17 protein-coding genes are annotated in these 17,046 nt (G+C 61.9%); 11 read left to right on the forward strand and 6 right to left on the reverse strand.

All coding sequences use genetic code 11. The features are described 5' to 3' along the window. Positions 1-76: 76 nt before the first annotated feature. Positions 77-469, forward strand: coding sequence for an HMA2 domain-containing protein (locus C8N42_RS10770; protein WP_107816579.1), 393 nt, complete (start codon positions 77-79; stop codon positions 467-469). Between the two features lie 111 nt (positions 470-580). On the opposite strand, the gene C8N42_RS10775 is transcribed toward C8N42_RS10770, so the two are convergent. After that, positions 581-1,162, reverse strand: coding sequence for a ferritin-like domain-containing protein (locus tag C8N42_RS10775; protein WP_211309176.1), 582 nt, complete (start codon positions 1,160-1,162; stop codon positions 581-583). 232 nt (positions 1,163-1,394) lie between these two features. On the opposite strand from C8N42_RS10775, the gene C8N42_RS10780 reads away from it, so the two are divergent. From C8N42_RS10780 to C8N42_RS10810, 7 genes are all read left to right on the forward strand, one after another. After that, a complete protein-coding gene (locus tag C8N42_RS10780; RefSeq protein ID WP_211309177.1) occupies positions 1,395-1,718 on the forward strand; it encodes an Ig-like domain-containing protein in 324 nt (107 codons plus the stop codon). 29 nt (positions 1,719-1,747) lie between these two features. Next, positions 1,748-2,536 (forward strand): DUF4198 domain-containing protein, encoded by a 789-nt coding sequence (locus tag C8N42_RS10785; protein ID WP_107816580.1) that lies wholly within the window; start codon positions 1,748-1,750, stop codon positions 2,534-2,536. A 74-nt stretch (positions 2,537-2,610) separates the two neighbouring features. After that, positions 2,611-3,075: a FeoA family protein gene (locus C8N42_RS10790; protein WP_211309178.1), complete on the forward strand. Its 465-nt coding sequence runs from the start codon at positions 2,611-2,613 to the stop codon at positions 3,073-3,075. Next, complete coding sequence (gene feoB / locus C8N42_RS10795) at positions 3,068-5,581, forward strand: ferrous iron transport protein B (RefSeq protein WP_107816581.1); 2,514 nt, start codon at positions 3,068-3,070, stop codon at positions 5,579-5,581. Before C8N42_RS10790 ends, feoB begins: the two co-directional genes overlap by 8 nt. Further along, on the forward strand, positions 5,578-5,835 hold the full coding sequence (locus tag C8N42_RS10800; protein ID WP_107816582.1) for a FeoB-associated Cys-rich membrane protein: 258 nt from the start codon (positions 5,578-5,580) through the stop codon (positions 5,833-5,835). The genes feoB and C8N42_RS10800 overlap by 4 nt, the downstream gene beginning before the upstream one ends. 445 nt (positions 5,836-6,280) lie before the next feature. Next, a complete protein-coding gene (locus C8N42_RS10805; protein WP_107816583.1) occupies positions 6,281-7,105 on the forward strand; it encodes a hypothetical protein in 825 nt (274 codons plus the stop codon). Further along, on the forward strand, positions 7,102-8,316 hold the full coding sequence (locus C8N42_RS10810) for a hypothetical protein (RefSeq protein WP_146168261.1): 1,215 nt from the start codon (positions 7,102-7,104) through the stop codon (positions 8,314-8,316). Before C8N42_RS10805 ends, C8N42_RS10810 begins: the two co-directional genes overlap by 4 nt. A 14-nt stretch (positions 8,317-8,330) precedes the next feature. Here the strand turns inward: C8N42_RS10810 and C8N42_RS10815 are convergent, their stop codons facing one another. Continuing rightward, complete coding sequence (locus C8N42_RS10815) at positions 8,331-9,170, reverse strand: fumarylacetoacetate hydrolase family protein (RefSeq protein WP_107816585.1); 840 nt, start codon at positions 9,168-9,170, stop codon at positions 8,331-8,333. A 147-nt stretch (positions 9,171-9,317) separates the two neighbouring features. Here C8N42_RS10815 and C8N42_RS10820 point away from each other — a divergent pair, with 147 nt between their 5' ends. Further along, entirely contained in the window at positions 9,318-10,535 is a 1,218-nt protein-coding gene (locus C8N42_RS10820; RefSeq protein WP_107816586.1) for an MFS transporter, read from the forward strand. A gap of 6 nt (positions 10,536-10,541) precedes the next feature. Here C8N42_RS10820 and C8N42_RS10825 read toward each other — a convergent pair whose 3' ends face one another. The 4 genes from C8N42_RS10825 to C8N42_RS10840 all read right to left on the reverse strand — a co-directional run bounded on the left by C8N42_RS10825 (position 10,542) and on the right by C8N42_RS10840 (position 13,927). Beyond that, positions 10,542-11,030, reverse strand: a complete 489-nt coding sequence (locus C8N42_RS10825; RefSeq protein ID WP_107816587.1) for an RrF2 family transcriptional regulator — start codon at positions 11,028-11,030, stop codon at positions 10,542-10,544. A gap of 96 nt (positions 11,031-11,126) precedes the next feature. Further along, positions 11,127-12,203 (reverse strand): hypothetical protein, encoded by a 1,077-nt coding sequence (locus C8N42_RS10830; protein WP_107816588.1) that lies wholly within the window; start codon positions 12,201-12,203, stop codon positions 11,127-11,129. Further along, the gene (locus C8N42_RS10835; RefSeq protein WP_107816589.1) at positions 12,203-12,919 is read right to left on the reverse strand and encodes an RlmE family RNA methyltransferase; all 717 of its coding nucleotides are present in this window, start codon (positions 12,917-12,919) and stop codon (positions 12,203-12,205) included. Before C8N42_RS10835 ends, C8N42_RS10830 begins: the two co-directional genes overlap by 1 nt. A 123-nt stretch (positions 12,920-13,042) precedes the next feature. Beyond that, the gene (locus C8N42_RS10840) at positions 13,043-13,927 is read right to left on the reverse strand and encodes an NAD(P)-dependent oxidoreductase (protein ID WP_107816590.1); all 885 of its coding nucleotides are present in this window, start codon (positions 13,925-13,927) and stop codon (positions 13,043-13,045) included. 104 nt (positions 13,928-14,031) lie between these two features. Between C8N42_RS10840 and C8N42_RS10845 the strand changes: the two genes are divergently transcribed. Further along, complete coding sequence (locus tag C8N42_RS10845; RefSeq protein ID WP_107816591.1) at positions 14,032-16,491, forward strand: penicillin acylase family protein; 2,460 nt, start codon at positions 14,032-14,034, stop codon at positions 16,489-16,491. Further along, on the forward strand, positions 16,488-17,045 hold the full coding sequence (locus C8N42_RS10850; RefSeq protein ID WP_107816592.1) for a sugar O-acetyltransferase: 558 nt from the start codon (positions 16,488-16,490) through the stop codon (positions 17,043-17,045). The genes C8N42_RS10845 and C8N42_RS10850 overlap by 4 nt, the downstream gene beginning before the upstream one ends. The last annotated feature ends 1 nt before the right edge of the window (position 17,046 follow it).

Here is a 17,046-nt window from a genome sequence, read left to right on the forward strand (position 1 = left end):
GCAGCAGAAAGCTTGACTGTTTTTCTCCGAATCTCAATACTGACAACAATTGTCAGCTTTTCGGAGACGCGCAACGATGGTTTGCTGTGTGCACAACATCCCCGGTCGGGCCCGGTTCAAGATCGAGGCCCTGCGCAAGGACGAGACGCTCGCCAGCCTGATCAAGTTGAAGGTCGGTGCGCTGGATTTCGTCAAATCCGTCGAAATCAACCGCAAAGCCGCCTCTGTCGTGGTGCATTACTGCACCAAACGTGGCGAGGTCGGGCGGATCATGGATCACATCTGCGCCCATTGTCCGAAAGCCGCCACGCCGCGCGCGCCGGAACAGGTCGCCCGCCCATTACCCCATCGTCAAAACCGCCCGCTTCTGAAAACCGACACAGATTTCGGTCGTGCCATGACCAATGCCGCAGGCAAAGCTGTGGTCAACACGCTGATCAACCGTCTGGTGTTGCACGCTCTGCATTAAAGGCGATCCCGAGATGCCCGCACGGCGTCTCTCATTTCAGGCGCGGACCTAAGGTGAAAGCGCTGTTGGTAACCTGAGCGACACGCTGCAAAGCCGTTCAGTCCGCTTCTGTCAACCTCGCTGCCGTTTCCCCGCCTTCAATACCAGCACCAAAGCCGCCCCCGCCACTGCGCCCAGAACAAAGCCCCAGGGACCGGCCGCCCGTGCCGTTGCAGCAAGCCCCGCACCGCCCAACAGGCCCAGAGCAGGCGCTGCGACATCGGATTGTGCCGGGGGAACCGGTACAACTTCGCGCGCGACACAGGCCTCGAACGCGGCCAGGTGATTGTCGCCCGAGGCATGCCCCAGTTTTGCGAAAACAGCCTGCGTCCGCTCATCCTCCACGCGCGCGATCAAGCGCCGATACATCGCCTCGTTTTCCTCTTCAGCCACCACCCCAAGCTGACAAACCTCGCCAAGACTGTCCGGCACATCGACCTGCCCCATGAAGCGGTCTTCCGGGACATCGAAGCCGTGCTCTTCGAACAACGGGACCAGCGCTTCGACATGACGGCTCTCGGCTTCGGCGATATTCGGCAATGGTCCGACGGGGCCGAACCGGTCGATTGCGGCTGTGTAGAGTGCGCGGGCCCGGTATTCATCTTCGATCGCTTCGACAAGCGCGCTCTGAAGTGTCTGGTCGGCTCTGGCCATGTGATTTTCCTCTTCGAACGGTCCGAAACATAAACTCTCGCCAAGCCAAACAAAGCTTGATCTGTGTCATACCTTTACAAGTGGCAGAGAGTCATATTTGTTAATGTCTGATTGTTTCAGTCAGATATCAGAATATAATTATGTCTGCCAGCCATTCGACTCACGATGCTCTGAAAAGCCAGAGCGGACACTCGACAGTCAGCATAAGCTGAACGAATGGGAGACCCGAAAAATGCTTGTAAATATTGGGAAAAATATGGCGCTGGCCGGTGGCTTTGCGCTCACTCTGGTTGCTGCGGCATATGGCCATACCCCGGTTTGCGCTTGTTACGACAACGGGGATGGCACCGTGCTGTGCGAGGGTGGTTTCTCCGACGGATCGTCCGCCGCAGGCGTAGCGATGATCGTGCATGATGCGGACGGCAATGTGCTCCTTGAGGGAGTGATCAATGAAAACGGCGAATTCGAATTCGAGAAGCCCGACGGGTTTTCCGATGTGCTGTTCGATGGTGGCGAAGGTCACCGGATCACCATTCCTGCCGACGACATTTACTGATCGCTCGGGCTCATAAAGGAGACACAGACATGAAACTCACCATGACCGCAGCGGTTCTGGCCGCTTTTACCCTTGCCGGTCCGGCCTCTGCACATTTCCAACTGGTCTATAACCCCGAGGCCAATCCCACAGCGCCCGGCGATCTGGCGATCAAGCTGATCTTCTGGCATCCGTTCGAAAACGGTCACGCCATGGATATGGGCACACCGGAAGAGTTCTTCTATGTGTTCAAAGGCGAGAAAACCGATCTCACCGACAGCCTCACCCCGATCACCTTCCACGGCGCCGGCAATGACGCCGCCGCATTCGAAGGCGCCCTGCCCGTCAAACGTAATGGCGATTACATCGTCGGTCTGGTGCCCGCGCCCTATTACGAGGAGAGCGAGGATATCTATATCCAGCAGATCACCAAGTCCTATTTCAACAAGGGCGGCATTCCCTCGGGCTGGGAAGAGCCGGTGGGGATGAAAACCGAGTTCGTACCACTGAACAAACCCTATAACGTCGTGGCCGGTTCGACCTTCTCCGCGCAGCTTTTGTCCGATGGCGCACCTGTGGCTGGCGCAGAAATCGAGATCGAATATATCGCCGCCACGCCCGACATGGAGACCAATGCTCCGGGCGAAGTGACCACCGAACCGCTTCCGGGCGGCGCGCTGGTGGCCATGACCGACGACAACGGCGTCTTTACCTTCGGCATTCCGAAAGAAGGGTTCTGGGGCTTTGCCGCTCTCGGCTCCGGTCCGGACACGAAATTCGACGGCAAGGAACTCAGTCAGGATGCGGTGATCTGGATCCGTGCCTACGACCTCGACTGATGAAACCGGTATGGCCGGGGAAACCCGGCCATACCCACCAGAAAAGACGACAGAACTGACTTCGGAGCAGGATCATGAAACGCGGATTCCGGCGCAGGTTCGGCCTTCAGAAGGGCTTTGGAGAAAACGGTGAAAACCGTGACACCGCCCAGGAGGAAGGCTGTGGAAAAGGATTTGGACATCGGCATGGCGAAGGGCGTCACCGGATGTGGCGGCGCCGGTTCCGCTCCGTCATGGGAGACAGGAGCGACACCGATTTGTCACTGAACGACATTCGACCGGGGCAGGACTGCATCATCCTCCGGCTGCATGGTTTCGGCCCGACCCGGCAACGGCTTCTGGATCTCGGCTTCCAGCCCGGACGCCGGATTCGGGTGCTGCGCAACGCCCCGCTGCGCGATCCGATCGAAGTGCAGGTCGGCGACACATTCATTGCCCTGCGCCGTCACGAGGCAGACCATGTTCAGGTCGAACGTGCCGAGAGTGAGCTCTCCACACCCTCATCGGCCCCCTCAGACGAGGACAAAGATCATGACTGAGACAGAGAAACTTCAACACCTCGTCGCCCTCGCAGGTCAGCAGAACTGCGGAAAATCCACTCTTTTCAACCTGTTGACCGGACTGCAACAGCATATCGCCAATTATCCCGGCGTCACCGTCGACAAGAAAAGCGGGACTTATGCCCATGAGGGGCATCGTTACACCGTGACGGACCTGCCGGGGTGTTACAGCCTCTCGGCCTTTTCCCCCGAAGAACGCGTCGCACGTCAGGTTCTGACCGAAGAGCGCCCGGATGTGGTGGTGAACGTGATCGACGCCACCAACCTGCGGCGCTCCCTGCCTCTGACCTTTCAGCTTCTGGAAATGGGATTTCGCGTCGTCATCGCGCTTAACATGATGGATGCGGCAGAGCGACGGGGGCTTGAGATCGACATCACGGCACTGGAACGCCGTCTCGGCGTGCCGGTCATCCCGGTTGTCGGACGCAAAGGCAAGGGCGTGCCGGAATTGCGCGCCGCGATTTCCAATGCCGCTCAGGCCGCCCCCGCAACCCCGGCGACACTGAACTACGGCCCGCTTGAGGACGCGGTGGCCGAAGTCCATGCCCGTCTTGTCGAAATTCCCGCGATGAACAACCGGATGGCGCGCTGGCAGGCCGGAAAACTGCTCGAAGGCGATCATGACAGCGAGGCCCTGCTGGCCAGGGCCCTCCCCGATCCCTACGGCTTGTTCGACGAAATTGCCGCGCTCAGGACTGCGTTCGAAGACAAACACCACCTCAGCGTCGGCGATCACATCAGCGCCACGCGCGACCGCCATGCTGCCGAAATCCTCAATGCCTGTGTCCGCGACACCAAGGCTGGCAGCGTGCCTGTTTCCGAACGGATCGACCGGGTTTTGCTCAACCGCTTTCTGGCCCCCGCCTTTCTGCTCGCCACGATCTGGGCGATCTATCAGCTCTCCATCGTGCAGGGCTATGAACTGACCAAAGTCACATGGCCCATCCTCGCAGGCTTTCGCAATTTCGCCTCCGGGCTCCTGCCCGACGCGGGCTTTCTGACCGATCCGCAATTGCGGTCTCTGGGGCTTTGGATCGTCGATTCCGTCAACACATTGCTCAATTACGTGCCGATCTTCCTGATCCTTTTCGCGCTCATCGCCATTCTGGAGGACAGTGGCTACATGGCACGGATCGCCTTTATTCTCGACCGGGTGCTGCATCGCTTCGGGCTTCATGGCCAATCCACCCTGCCCTTCATTCTCGCGGGCGTCTTCGCGGGGGGCTGTGCCGTTCCGGGTGTCATGGCAACCAAGGGCATTCCCGATGCCCGCGCGCGGCTGGCGACGATCCTCACCGTGCCGTTCATGAACTGCATGGCGAAAATCCCGCTCTACACGCTGTTGATCAACATCTATTTCCCGAATTCCAAGGGGCTGATGCTGTTCTATCTCTCGACCCTCACCGTGCTTGTGGCGCTTCTGGTCGCGAAGCTTCTGACCAGTTCGATCCTCGCCAGACAGCCCACGGCGCCTTTCGTGATGGAATTGCCGAGTTATCATATGCCGACGCTCATCGGCGTGCTGCGCCGCGCGTTCGATCGCACATGGCTTTACATCAAAAAGGTCGGCACCGTGGTGGTCGCCATCGCCGTGGTGATTTTCGTCCTGCTACAATTCCCGGGTGTGCCGAAAGCGCAAATGCACGACTATCAGTCCCGTGGAGAGGTGGCGATTGCGGAGTTTTATGCCCAGCTCGACGGCAACCCGAACCTCGCTGCCGTGGCAGATTCCGACCGGTTGATCGAACTGATCAATGTGCAAAGCGCCTACAAGGCCCGGCGTCTGAACGCGGGATCGAAAGAGGCGGCAGAGGCGCTTGATGCCGGTGTGCGCGAGACTTATCCCGCATACGCTCCCTTCGTGCTGCGTTCCCGCGAAGCCGCCGACAAGACCGCCTTCAATGCGCTCAGGGAACTGACCAACACCCGCAACAGCCTGCGCCGCGAGATGCAGCAAGAGCGGATCGAAACCAGCTTCCTCGGACGGATCGGACGGGGCCTTGAACCGGTGACGCAATATGCGGATTTCGACTGGAAGATCAACATCGCGCTGCTGTCTTCCTTTGCCGCCCGCGAAAGCTCGGTTGCAACCCTCGGCGTGCTCTTCGATCAGGAAGAAGGACAGAACCAGACGCTCGAAGAACGCATGGGCGATCAGCAACGCAGCGAAGGTCGTGGCGCGCTTTCTGCCGTCGTTCTGATGCTGTTCTTTGCCCTCTACCCGCCATGTCTGGCCACGGTGATCATGGTCCGGGTTCAGACTGCCTCGACGAAATGGATGGCCTTCTCCATCGTTTTTCCGACCATTCTCGGACTCGTGGTGGCCTCTGCGGTCTTCCAGATCGCCTCCGCCCTTGGTCTGAGCGGCATCGGCGCGATGACCGCAATCTGGCTCACAGCGCTCGGGCTCCTGTTGCTGGTCGCACTGCCCAAACCTTGGTGGCCGAGCCTGCGCCCTGACCCCGTACCGGAGGATGCATCATGACCGAGACCGTGATTGACCTGTCCACGGAAGCCGGGGGCGGCCTGTGGCAAACGCTTCTGGTCACCGTCATCATTCTGGTGGCGCTGGCCTATCTGGTTCACAGCTTCTGGGCAAAACAGAAACGGCTGCGCGCGGGGGGCGGTTGTGGCACCTGCGCCAGTTGCAGTTCCGGGAACAGCTGCCCGATCCAAAGCCAGATGCATTTTCCGCCTCCGACGAACACCCCCTCTCACGCCACTTCGGAAAAACCCTGATACGCCGCCGCCCCCCGGTCGAAAGGGCGTCCCCCTCCCCTTTGCTCCCGCCCGCAACTGTCCTCCTGTTGCCAAACCTAAATTCGCGATCCTTACGGCTTTATCGTGAACTCAAAAAAGGGTGTCGGATCATGTGGAAAGAGGGGAAATTCTCACCGACATCGCGGCTATTTCCCCAAACATTCGGCATGAATGGGCTATAATGCTCGCATATCTCTGAAGCGCATCGCGACATGCAGATCAGAATATTTCCTGCTGCCGGAACCTGGAGTTTATGGCGCGAGCAGTTCTCCGAGACCGGCGAAACATCCTCAACCCATCGTATAAGAAGCGCATGCAGCGATCAGTCATCAACGCGTCATGCCCTCTCCGCAAAGTCTGAAAAGCCTTGCCAGCAGAGCGGCGGCTTGCTTTACACGGGCAGACTGCCAAACAGGAGAACCCCGTGCCTCTGATCAGCCTGTCCCATCTGGAGCACGATTTACAGAAGAAATATGTCCTGAGCTGTCTTGCCGACATCTGGCAGGAGATGGGGTTGACGGTGCATGTCGGTCCCGGTTTCGCTGAGAATGCCGATCTCTGTGTTCTGCATCACAACATCACACGCATGTCCCCGACCGATGTACCGACAGCACCGAAGGGCGTTCGGGTACTCAACGGCGAGGTGCTCGACATTTCCAAACGGCGATATTCCGCACTTCGTCTGCAACCCGGAGATGACTGGGACGGACCGGTCATCGTCAAATCGAACCTGAACCATTTCGGTGCCCCGGAACAGCGCAACCTGCCCCGGCGGACACAGCTTAGGATGAAGGCGCAAAGACATCTCGCCCGGCTGAACTGGGATCTCGCACGCACCCTGCCGAAGAAAACCTATCCCCTGCTCGAAAGCCTCGACAAGGTGCCGGGCTGGGTCTGGGAGCGGGAGGATCTGCTGGTCGAGCGCTTCATGCCGGAGCGTGAGAGCGATCACTATTGTCTGCGTGGCTGGCTGTTCTTCGGTTCCGCCAGTTACGGTTACCGGCTGGTGGCCTCCGATCCGCTCGTGAAGGTCGGCACCATGGTGCGCTATGAGTATATCGACGATGTGCCGCCGGAACTCTTGCGCCATCGCGAGGAGATGAAATTCGATTTCGGCAAGTTCGATTACGTCATTCACGACGGACGCGCGATCCTGCTGGACGCCAACAAGACCCCGAGTTTTGCGGGCGACCGCCGATCGGAACGTATCCTGAGGCTGGCTCGTGCCGTGGAGGAGTTTTTGCCATGATGTCTGCTACAAGTTCCGCCATGCCCGTCCTGACCCCGCTCACGCTCACCGGGCAGGACGTGAGGCTTTGCCCCGACAATGCCGCCTATATGGCCCGCACGGACCTGCAACAGACCCGGATGCTGGGTTATATGCCGTTCAATCTCGATGCGGTGACGACGCTTTTGCTCGGCCTTCTGGGCGATCGTGCAACGGTACGCCACATCTGTGGCACCACAGACGAAATCCTGAATTTTCTCACCGAAGCAGGGTTGTCGATCCATGAAGAAATGTATCGCTACGAAACCGGTGCCGAGGCCGAGGCCATCGCCGACCGGCTGATCTCGGAAGGCCGGAAACTGTTCTGGCCTTATCCGCTGCGCGCGGACCGGTTTGAGGACACCGCCCATCTTGTGCCCCCCGCGCTCTGGTCACGGCTCAACAGCAAGACCGCCCTGCCCGATCTGGTGCCGCCTGAAGCCCTCGCCCCGCGCCAGAGCTATGCGACCGAAGCCCTCCCCGAGGACATCGTCCTGCCCGCCTATCTCAAGGCCGGCGGGGAGGAAGCGACCGGTTGGGGCTATGCCGTGCGTCATTGCGAGACCGCCGAACAACTCGCCGAAGCGCGTGAGGCGTTCCTCGCTCAGGGCATCGAAAGCGTGATCGTCGAAGAAGCCATGGCGGTGACGCGTTGCTGGTGCGTCAATCTCGCGGTTGGCCCCGAAGGGATGCAGTATCTGGGGGCTGCCGAACAGACCTTCTCCGCCCCCGCCCGCCAGCTGGGCAGCGTGATCGACCCGGAAGCCTCCTACCCGGAGACGGGTCATGCGCTTGCCCTGCACGTCGCGGAAGAGGCCCGCAAGCGCGGCTTTCTCGGAGTCTGCGGGCTGGATATCGGTCAGACCACCGACGGGCGGCTGATCGTCTTCGACCCGAATTTTCGCTTCAATTCTTCCACCCCGCAAATCCTGTTGCACCGCATGGCGGCAGAGCGAAGCGGCCTTCGGCTCAGCCTGTCCTTTTCCGGTAAGGCACACTGTTCCATGCCCTCCCTGATCGCCCGGCTCAGGGGCCCCGTCGCCGACGGCTGGTTCGTCCCCACGCGACTGCTCGATGGGGCCCTGTTGCCCGCAGCCGAAGGCGCAAGCCTGTGCACCGGATTCGTGCTCGCCGACACCCGTGAAACGGCGGAAACCCGCAGCCACTTGCTACAGTCCCTGATCGACGCCTAACATCCAGCGCCGGGTCAGCCGTCAGCGACGCAGACCTGGCGCTGCTCGCCAAGGCCGTCGATGCCGAGCGTCACCACATCGCCCGCACGCAGGAAACGCTGCGGTTCCATCCCCATGCCGACTCCTGCGGGCGTTCCGGTGGAAATGATGTCGCCGGGCCGAAGCGTGAAGAATTGCGACAGATAGGAAATCAGCGCCGCCGGTTTGAAGACCATGTTGGCCGTCGTTCCCGCCTGCATCCGCTCACCGTTCACATCGAGCCACATAGCAAGCGCAGACGGATCCTCGATCTCATCCGGCGTCACCAGCCACGGGCCCACCGGGCCGAAATTGTCCGAGGATTTGCCCTTGGACCACTGCCCCGCGCGCTCAAGCTGAAAGCTCCGCTCGGAGACATCGTTGATCAGGCAATAGCCCGCCAGATAATCGAGTGCCGCGTCTTCCTCGACATATTTCGCGGGCTTTCCGATCACGAGACCCAATTCGACCTCCCAATCGACCTTTTCCGCTCCGCGCGGGATCAGGATCGGGTCGTTCGGCCCACAGATCGCAGATGTGTATTTCGCGAAGATCACTGGCTCCTCCGGCAACGCCATGCCGCTTTCCGCCGCGTGATCGGCGAAATTGAGCCCGATGCAGATGAACTTACCGGTGCCACCGACACAGGGACCATAGCGCACCTCTTCGCTCACCACAGGCAGGGCATCGAGATCCAGACGGGCAACTTCGCCCAGCCGCGAGAGCTGATCTCCTGCGATGTCATGCACATGATCAGACAGGTCTCTGAGCCGACCCTTGCGGTCGATCACCCCCGGTTTCTCCGATCCCGCTTCGCCAAAACGCACCAGTTTCATGGGCTTCTCCCTCTGTTTCCCCTTTCATGCCCTGTTGCAGCGCACATGTTAAGTCGCAATCCACCATGTGATCGCTTTGTCGCGCCACCGGGCTTGTCACAGCAAGTCAAATGGCGAATGTAGGTGCAAAATCAGTCCGGAGCGCCAATGTCCACCGCCAGAGCCCGTCACGCCATCCTCGCCCTGTCCATCGGCACGCTGTTCTTCCTGTTCGAATTCGTCGCCCGCATTTCCCCCTCCACCGCCACCGAGGCGATCACCCGCGACCTCGGTCTGTCGAATGCCGATTTGGGGGTATTCTCCTCCCTGTTTTTCTGGATTTACGCGCCGATGCAGATTGTCGTCGGGTTGTTGCTCGACCGCTGGGGCGCGCGGCGGTTCGTGGTGCCGGCCATCGCGCTTTGCGCCGGGGGCATCGCACTTGTCGGTGCCGCGCCCAATATCACCATCGCCGGGATCGGGCGGCTGATGACCGGCTTCGGGGCTTCCTTTGCCTTTGTCGGCGCGCTCTACGCGGTCAACCACTGGTTTGCACCCGCCCGCTTCGCGCTTCTCTCCGGGATCGTCAATGCGGTGGGCATGCTCGGCACGGCGATCGGTGTGGTCTGGCTCACCGCGCTCACCGACACTGCGGGTTGGCGCCCGAGTTTTCTCGGCATCGGCACGGTCGGGGCCGGGCTTTTCGTGCTGGCGCTGCTGTTTTACCGAGACGCGCCTTCGGCGGGCGACACGGAGACCCATGCCAACCCGCTCGGCCCCCTGCGCCAGATCGTCAAAAGCCCGCAGGTCTGGCTTGTGTCGCTGGTCGGCGCACTGATCTACATGCCGATCAATGTCTATGGCGGGCTTTGGGGCAACGAGGAACTGACCGCCGATCACGCACTCTCCTCCGTTTCCGCGGAAACCGCCGTCTCCATGGTCTTCTGGGGTATGGCGGCAGGTTCCGTGCTCTGGGGCGCAGTGTCGGACGCTTTGGGCCATCGCAAATGGATCGTCTTCGGCGGCGCGGTGGCGGCCACGCTCGCTTGGGCCGCCGTCATCTTCACCACGACCGACAGCGTCTGGCTGCTGTCCACGGCGCTCTTTCTTGGCGGGGTGTTCTGCGGCGCGCAGATGCTCACCTTCGCCATGGCAAAGGAAGGCCAAGATCAAAGCACGGTCGGCACGGTCACGGCCTTCGTCAACATGATCGGGATCGGCGCGGCTTTGGTGTTTCAGCCGCTCGTGGGCTGGCTGCTCGACCTCTCAGGCGGCGATCACACACTGGCGCTCGCCTCCGTGCCGATCTGCCTTGGCGTGGCCGCTTTGCTCGTGCTCGCCTTGCGCGAACCCGAACAGCCGCACCTGCGACACGGCCACCGATAAGATGAGTCAGCCCGCCTGACGCTGTGCCCCGCAACCGCCCTGCGGCAACATCATGTCCGGATTGGGCAGCGTCAAAAGCGCCTCAAGACCCACATTGTCTTCCACCAGGTCCTGCAAGGTCATGTCATCGAGCACGCTATAGAAGGCTTCGAGCGCGGCGGTAAGCGCGATCCGCAACCGGCACACCGCATGCAGCGGACAGGTGTTGGCTTCATTCGCGAAACATTCCGCGAAAGGCACCGCCGCCTCGAAATGACGAAACACTTCGCCAAGGGAAATCTTCTCCGGCGAGCGCGCCAGCACGATCCCCCCCGCACGTCCGCGCGTGGTCTCGATATAGCCCCCCGCCGCCAGAAGATGCACCACCTGCGCCAGATGGTTCTCCGAGGCATTCGCCGCTTTGGCAATGCCCGCCCGGCGGATCATATGCCCCTCGTTCACGGCGCAGGCCATCAGCACACGCATGGCCAGATTGGTTCGGATCGTCAGACGCATATTGCGGTTCGTACTCCATCTAGAATGACACAAATCCCCGGCACGTTAGAGCGCCTTCAGCGGCCCGGACGTTGATCTGTATCAGAAAGGTATATTTCAGACCGAGAAATAAGTCCCGTCAAAGGGCACCGCAAGCGATCCCCCGCCGATGCCGTGCACCGTCAGACGATCCGGCCCGACAGAAAGCCCCACCACACCGGCCCAGCCCGGAGGCCGTTCGAGCACAGCAATGGCATGGCGCAGGGTGAGACTGCCCCCAGCCGTAAGGGCGAAAGCCGTGGCCACGCCTTCGCGCGCCACGGCATTGTCCCCAAGCGCGGCACGGTGCCCCTCGGCCCCTGCGGCACAGCCGTCCTCGATGCCCAAAACGCCGTCATGCCGCCCGTCCCAGGGCGCATAACCCCGCCCGCCGTTTGATATCCAAAGCATGGTGACCGGCATCACCCGGCTGTCCTTGAGCACCACGACGATATCACTCTCCGCCAACCGTGACACCGCCGTCCAGCCGATGCCGCCGATGTCCGCCTCGACAAGCGTGACGAAATCCTCATGACCGGTATCCCCGTCCCCCCGATCCGGATAGCGCGTCAGATCGACCGTGCCTCCGTCCGCCGCCGGAAAGGCAGAGAGATCAGCGCTCCGCCCCCACGCAGCCAGCCGATGCGCGGGTTCCAGAGGATCGTTGCTCACCGCGGCGCGTTTCGGTGAAAAGGCGATATGATCGCCGGGAGAGACCCGAAACATCGGATGATGGGCAAAGGTCAGACCGCCCTGCCCGCCCGAGATCACATGGCGCTGATAGAGCACCGGGTGAGCCTCACAAAACCGCAACTCCTTGGTGATCCGCGCGCCCATCACCGGGCGCTCAAGAGCGAGCTTCATCACCGCGCAGGCCCCGCCCTCCGCACGCACCACCGGGTGCCAGCGCGCATTGGCGCTCCAGCCGTGGGGTGGATCGTCCAGCAGATCGGATGACCCGAAAGGCGCGGCGAGAAAGTCGCCCGCCAGATGCGCGTCGATCACGCTGCCCGCCGCCTCTGCGGCCGGTGTACCGACCCAATGCGCGGTGTGGAAAATCTCGCGATCCCGAACGGCAAAACGCCGGATATTGCCGACCTCGGGATCGAACGCCAGATCGAGCGGCCCCGCCCGAAGACGCAGCCAGCGCTCCATCAGCCCCGGAACCCCGTGGCGACCACGAATTTCTCGGAACTGTCCGAACGCGAGGCAGGCGGCTTCATGTTCACCACCTTCTCGAATTTCTGTTTCAGAAGCTTCTGAAGATCTCCCTCGGCCCCACCCGCCAGAACCTTCGCAACAAACGTCCCACCGGGAGTGAGCACGTCAAAAGCCAGATAGGCCGCCGCCTCGCACAGCGCGATGATCCGCAGGTGATCGGTCTGTTTGTGCCCGGACGAGGCCGCCGCCATATCGGACATCACCACATCGGCCTCTCCACCGAGCCACTCCTTGACCTTCTCGTCGGCATCGTCCGACATGAAATCGAGCTGATGGGTCTGCGCCCCCGCAATGGGTTCGACCTCCTGCAAATCGACGCCCAGAACAGTGCCGATCTTCTTGCCGCTCTTCTCGCCAAGTGCATTCACCCGCTTGACCGCGACCTGACACCAGCCGCCGGGCGCACAGCCGAGATCGACCACGCGCGCGCCGGGCACGAGAAAGCGAAACTTGTCATCGAGTTCGAGAATTTTGAAGGCCGCACGACCGCGATAGCCCTCGGCCTTGGCGCGCTTCACATAGGGATCGTTGAGCTGACGCTCCAGCCAACGGGTCGACGAGAGCTTGCGCCCGCGCGCAGACTTCACCTTCACCCGCAAATCGCGCGCCCCGCGCCCGGATGAGTTGCCAGAAGTTTTCTTGTCGGCCATCGCTCAGAGTCCTTTTGATCGAAAGGCCTTATAACAGCAACGCAGGGCCTTGGAAAAGGGGCTCCGGTTTGAGTATTTGAACCAAGAAGAAAACCTTTCGCAACTTCTTCTTGGCGAAAATACTCACTTGAACGCTTTGAGCCGCGCCAACAGAGACGAGGTGTCCCAACGGCCGCCACCCATGGTTTGAACGTCCTTGTAGAACTGATCGACAAGGGCCGTAACCGGCATAGGCGTGCGCGTCTCCTCCCCCGCCTCCAAACAGATCGCCAGGTCCTTGCGCATCCAGTCAACGGCAAAGCCGTGCTCGTATTCGCCCGCCAGCATGGTCTTGTGACGGTTCACCATCTGCCAGCTTCCGGCCGCACCGCCCGCGATCACCTCGACCAGCGCCTCCCCGTCGAGGCCGGAGTTCTCGGCCAGCAAAAGCGCCTCGGAGAGCCCCTGCACCAGCCCCGCGATACAGATCTGATTGCACATCTTGGCGGTCTGGCCCATGCCAACCGCACCGAGACGCTTCACCGTGCGACCATAAGCGGCCATGATCGGTTCGGCTTTCGCATAATCCTCTTCCGCGCCGCCACACATGACTGACAACACACCGTTTTCGGCGCCCGCCTGACCGCCCGACACCGGCGCATCGACATAGCCGATGCCCTTTTCCGCAGCCACGGCGGCAAGCTCGCGGGTCACTTTCGCCGAGACCGTGGTGTGATCGACGAACACCGCCCCCGCGCTCATGCCCGCGAAGGCCCCATCCGGGCCGAGGCAGACCGAGCGCAGGTCGTCATCGTTGCCGACACAGGCCATAACGAATTCCGCCCCCTCAGAGGCCTCGCGCGGCGTGGCGGCAAACCCGCCCCGATGCGCAGCGGCCCAGGCCTCCGCCTTCGCTGTCGTGCGGTTGTAAACCGTCACCTCGTGGCCCTTGGCCGCAAGATGCCCCGCCATCGGAGACCCCATGACTCCCAACCCCAGAAATGTGACTTTCGTCCCTGTTTGAAGCATGGCTTTTCCCTCTCCGCCGGATATGGTTTAACGGCGCAAACGGTAGCCGCTCGCGGCCCGGCGTCAACATCCATTCGCGCACATCCGATAGGTTCGCCCTGCCCATGGCCCGCACTTTTTCCATTCTTCTGAAACTCGTCTCCGCGCTTGTGCTTCTGACCGTGCTCGGCATCTGGCTCACCTATTGGCTCGCCGCACGCTCCCTGCCGGAATACAACGCCGATTACGAGGTGCCGGGGATTTCCGCCCCGGTCGAAATCGCCCGCGACAACGCCAATGTGCCGCATATCTTCGGTGCGACGGATGAGGATGTCTATTACGGGCTGGGTTTTGCCCATGCGCAGGACCGGTTGTTCCAGATGATGCTTCTGCGCCGCACCGCGCAGGGCAAGCTGTCGGAGATGTTCGGCGAGCGGACGTTCAAGACCGACGAACTGATGCGGCGGCTGGGGATTTACGAGGCAGCGCAGGCCTCCGCACAGGTGCAAAGCCCCGAGGCCAAGGCAGCTCTCGACGCCTATGCGCGCGGGGTGAATGCGTGGATTGCCGAGGTGAACGAGGGCGCACGCGGGCGTGGCGCGCCGGAGTTCTTCCTCTTCCCGACCGAGATTGCCTATTGGCAGCCCGCCGATTCCATCGCGATCCTGAAACTGGTGGCCTTCCAGCTCTCCGACCAGATCCCGAACGAGGTGCTGCGCGCGCAGGCCTCTCTGCTTCTGCCACAGGAGCGGTTGCGCGATCTGATGCCCGATGCGCCGGGCACGGGCACGGCGCTTTTGCCCTCTTACGCATCGCTCTTCCCCGAGGCCACGCCGGGCAAACAGCCCTCCGGCACCGAATATGCCATGTCGCCTTTCCCCAAAGCCGGGCTTGCAGGCGCGTCCAACGTCTGGGCGGCGGCTCCGGGGCGCTCGACCACCGGCTCGACGCTTCTGGCCAATGACCCGCATCTGGGCTTTTCCGCCCCCGGTGCGTGGTATCTCGCAAGGCTGGAGCTTTCCACCGGGGGCGTAATCGGTGCCTCCGTTCCCGGCATTCCCGCCATCGTCTCGGGGCGGCGCGAGGATTTCGGTTGGGGCATCACGGCAGCCTATCTCGACGATGCGGACCTTTATATCGAGAAGCTCAACCCCGACAACACGAACGAGGTTTTAACCCCCGAGGGGTTCAAGCCCATGCGCGCGCGCCCCTCGATCGTGCAGATCAAGGATGCCGCGCCGCGCACACTGACGCTGCAATGGACCGAGAACGGTCCGGTCCTGCCCGCCACCGCCTTTGACGTCGACACGATCACACCGCCGGGCCATGTGGTTTCCGCCGCATGGACAGCACTTGTCTCCGACGACCGGTCCATGTCCGCGGTGGTGGCACTCAATCATGCGCGCAGCCTGACCGAGGCGATGCAGGCCGCCCGCGATTTCGCCGCCCCCGCGCTCAATCTCGTCATGGCCGACCCGGACCGGGTGCAGATGAAGGTGATCGGGCGTGCGCCCCTGCGCGACGCACAACACCAGTCGCAGGGCCGCATTCCCTCCCCCGGCTGGATCGAGACCAACCGCTGGCAAGGATGGCGCGACTTCGACGATCTGCCGTTCTTCACCGGCGGCGAGACCGGCATCGTCGGCAACACCAACAACAAGACGGTGGAGGCCCCCTTCCCCGAGCACCTGTCCTATCACTGGGGCGATACCCAGCGGGTGCAACGCTGGACCCGGCTGATGCAATCGCGCGAGGTACACACCCGCGACAGTTTCATCGAAGTGCAGAATGACGTGGTTTCCCCCGCCGCACGCACGCTCCTGCCGCTCGTCGGTGCCGATCTCTGGTTCACCGGCGAGGCCGCGCCCGAGGGCACGCCGGAGCGGCAACGCCAACGCGCGCTTGAGCTTCTGGCCGAATGGAACGGTGAGATGAACGAGCATCTGCCGGAGCCGCTGATCTATTACGCCTGGATGCGTGCACTTCAGGACCGTCTGATCCGCGACGACATCGGACCTCTGGCGCGCGAGTTCACCCATGTCGATCCGCTGTTCATCGAACGCGTCTATCGCGACATCGACGGCGCCTCCGTGTGGTGCGACGTGATCCAGTCCGCGCCCATCGAGACCTGCACCGACATCGCGCGCCAGTCGCTCGACGATGCGCTCCTTTGGATCGGTGAACATTACTCGACCAACCTTGAGAGCCTGCGCTGGGGCGACGCGCATATGGCGCATCACGATCACCCGGTTCTGGGCACGATACCCTTCCTGAAATGGGTGGTGAACATCCGGCAATCGACCTCAGGTGGCGACAACACGCTGATGCGCGGCGTCACCTCCGGCGATCCCGACGATCCTTTCGCCAACGTGCATGGCGCGGCCTATCGCGGCGTCTATGATTTCGCCGATCCCGACAGTTCGGTCTTCATCACCGCCACAGGCCAGTCGGGCCATCCTCTGAGCCGTCATTACGACGATCTGGGCGAGCTGTGGCGGCGGGGCGAATATGTGCCGATGAGTCTCGACCCGGAGCTTGCCCGCGCGGCGGGGGTCGGCATCACCCATCTGGTGCCAAAGGAATGACCTCCGAACGTGACAAGATGCGCGCGGGTGACTGGTATTGCTGCATGGACCCGGAGATCGACGCGATCCGCATGCGGGTCTTCGATGCGGTGCATCGGCACAACCTCGCCCTGCCGTCCGAACGTGGCAATATCCACCCCGAACTGCGTGCGCTTCTGGGGGCTGCGCCGGAAAGCGCACGGATTGAGGGGCAGTTTCACCTTTTATACGGTGAGAACCTGTTCCTCGGCGAAGAGGCATTCCTGAATGTCGGCTGTGTGGTGCTCGACAGCGGGCGGGTGGAAATCGGGGCTCGTACGATGATCGGCCCACAGGTGCAGATCTACTGTGCCGATCATCACCGTGACCCCGTGCTGCGCGGGCAGCTCATTGAACGCGCCCTGCCCGTCACCATCGGTGCCGACGTGTGGATCGGCGGCGGGACGATCGTCCTGCCAGGGGTGAGCATCGGTGATGGCGCGATTGTCGGTGCGGGGGCCGTGGTGACGAAAGACGTTGTGCCGGGTGCACGAGTCGTCGGCAATCCGGCGCGGCAGGTGACAGCGCGCCGGTAAG

Origin of the sequence: Celeribacter persicus, assembly GCF_003050785.1 — a bacterium.
Taxonomy (GTDB): domain Bacteria; phylum Pseudomonadota; class Alphaproteobacteria; order Rhodobacterales; family Rhodobacteraceae; genus Celeribacter; species Celeribacter persicus.

Bases quoted from the DNA above. Each gene is read 5' to 3' on its own strand.
- C8N42_RS10770 (WP_107816579.1), top strand. From the start codon at position 77: ATGGTTTGCTGTGTGCACAACATCCCCGGTCGGGCCCGGTTCAAGATC.
- C8N42_RS10775 (WP_211309176.1), bottom strand. From the start codon at position 1,162: ATGGCCAGAGCCGACCAGACACTTCAGAGCGCGCTTGTCGAAGCGATC.
- C8N42_RS10780 (WP_211309177.1), top strand. From the start codon at position 1,395: ATGCTTGTAAATATTGGGAAAAATATGGCGCTGGCCGGTGGCTTTGCG.
- C8N42_RS10785 (WP_107816580.1), top strand. From the start codon at position 1,748: ATGAAACTCACCATGACCGCAGCGGTTCTGGCCGCTTTTACCCTTGCC.
- C8N42_RS10790 (WP_211309178.1), top strand. From the start codon at position 2,611: ATGAAACGCGGATTCCGGCGCAGGTTCGGCCTTCAGAAGGGCTTTGGA.
- feoB (WP_107816581.1), top strand. From the start codon at position 3,068: ATGACTGAGACAGAGAAACTTCAACACCTCGTCGCCCTCGCAGGTCAG.
- C8N42_RS10800 (WP_107816582.1), top strand. From the start codon at position 5,578: ATGACCGAGACCGTGATTGACCTGTCCACGGAAGCCGGGGGCGGCCTG.
- C8N42_RS10810 (WP_146168261.1), top strand. From the start codon at position 7,102: ATGATGTCTGCTACAAGTTCCGCCATGCCCGTCCTGACCCCGCTCACG.
- C8N42_RS10815 (WP_107816585.1), bottom strand. From the start codon at position 9,170: ATGAAACTGGTGCGTTTTGGCGAAGCGGGATCGGAGAAACCGGGGGTG.
- C8N42_RS10820 (WP_107816586.1), top strand. From the start codon at position 9,318: ATGTCCACCGCCAGAGCCCGTCACGCCATCCTCGCCCTGTCCATCGGC.
- C8N42_RS10825 (WP_107816587.1), bottom strand. From the start codon at position 11,030: ATGCGTCTGACGATCCGAACCAATCTGGCCATGCGTGTGCTGATGGCC.
- C8N42_RS10830 (WP_107816588.1), bottom strand. From the start codon at position 12,203: ATGGAGCGCTGGCTGCGTCTTCGGGCGGGGCCGCTCGATCTGGCGTTC.
- C8N42_RS10835 (WP_107816589.1), bottom strand. From the start codon at position 12,919: ATGGCCGACAAGAAAACTTCTGGCAACTCATCCGGGCGCGGGGCGCGC.
- C8N42_RS10840 (WP_107816590.1), bottom strand. From the start codon at position 13,927: ATGCTTCAAACAGGGACGAAAGTCACATTTCTGGGGTTGGGAGTCATG.
- C8N42_RS10845 (WP_107816591.1), top strand. From the start codon at position 14,032: ATGGCCCGCACTTTTTCCATTCTTCTGAAACTCGTCTCCGCGCTTGTG.
- C8N42_RS10850 (WP_107816592.1), top strand. From the start codon at position 16,488: ATGACCTCCGAACGTGACAAGATGCGCGCGGGTGACTGGTATTGCTGC.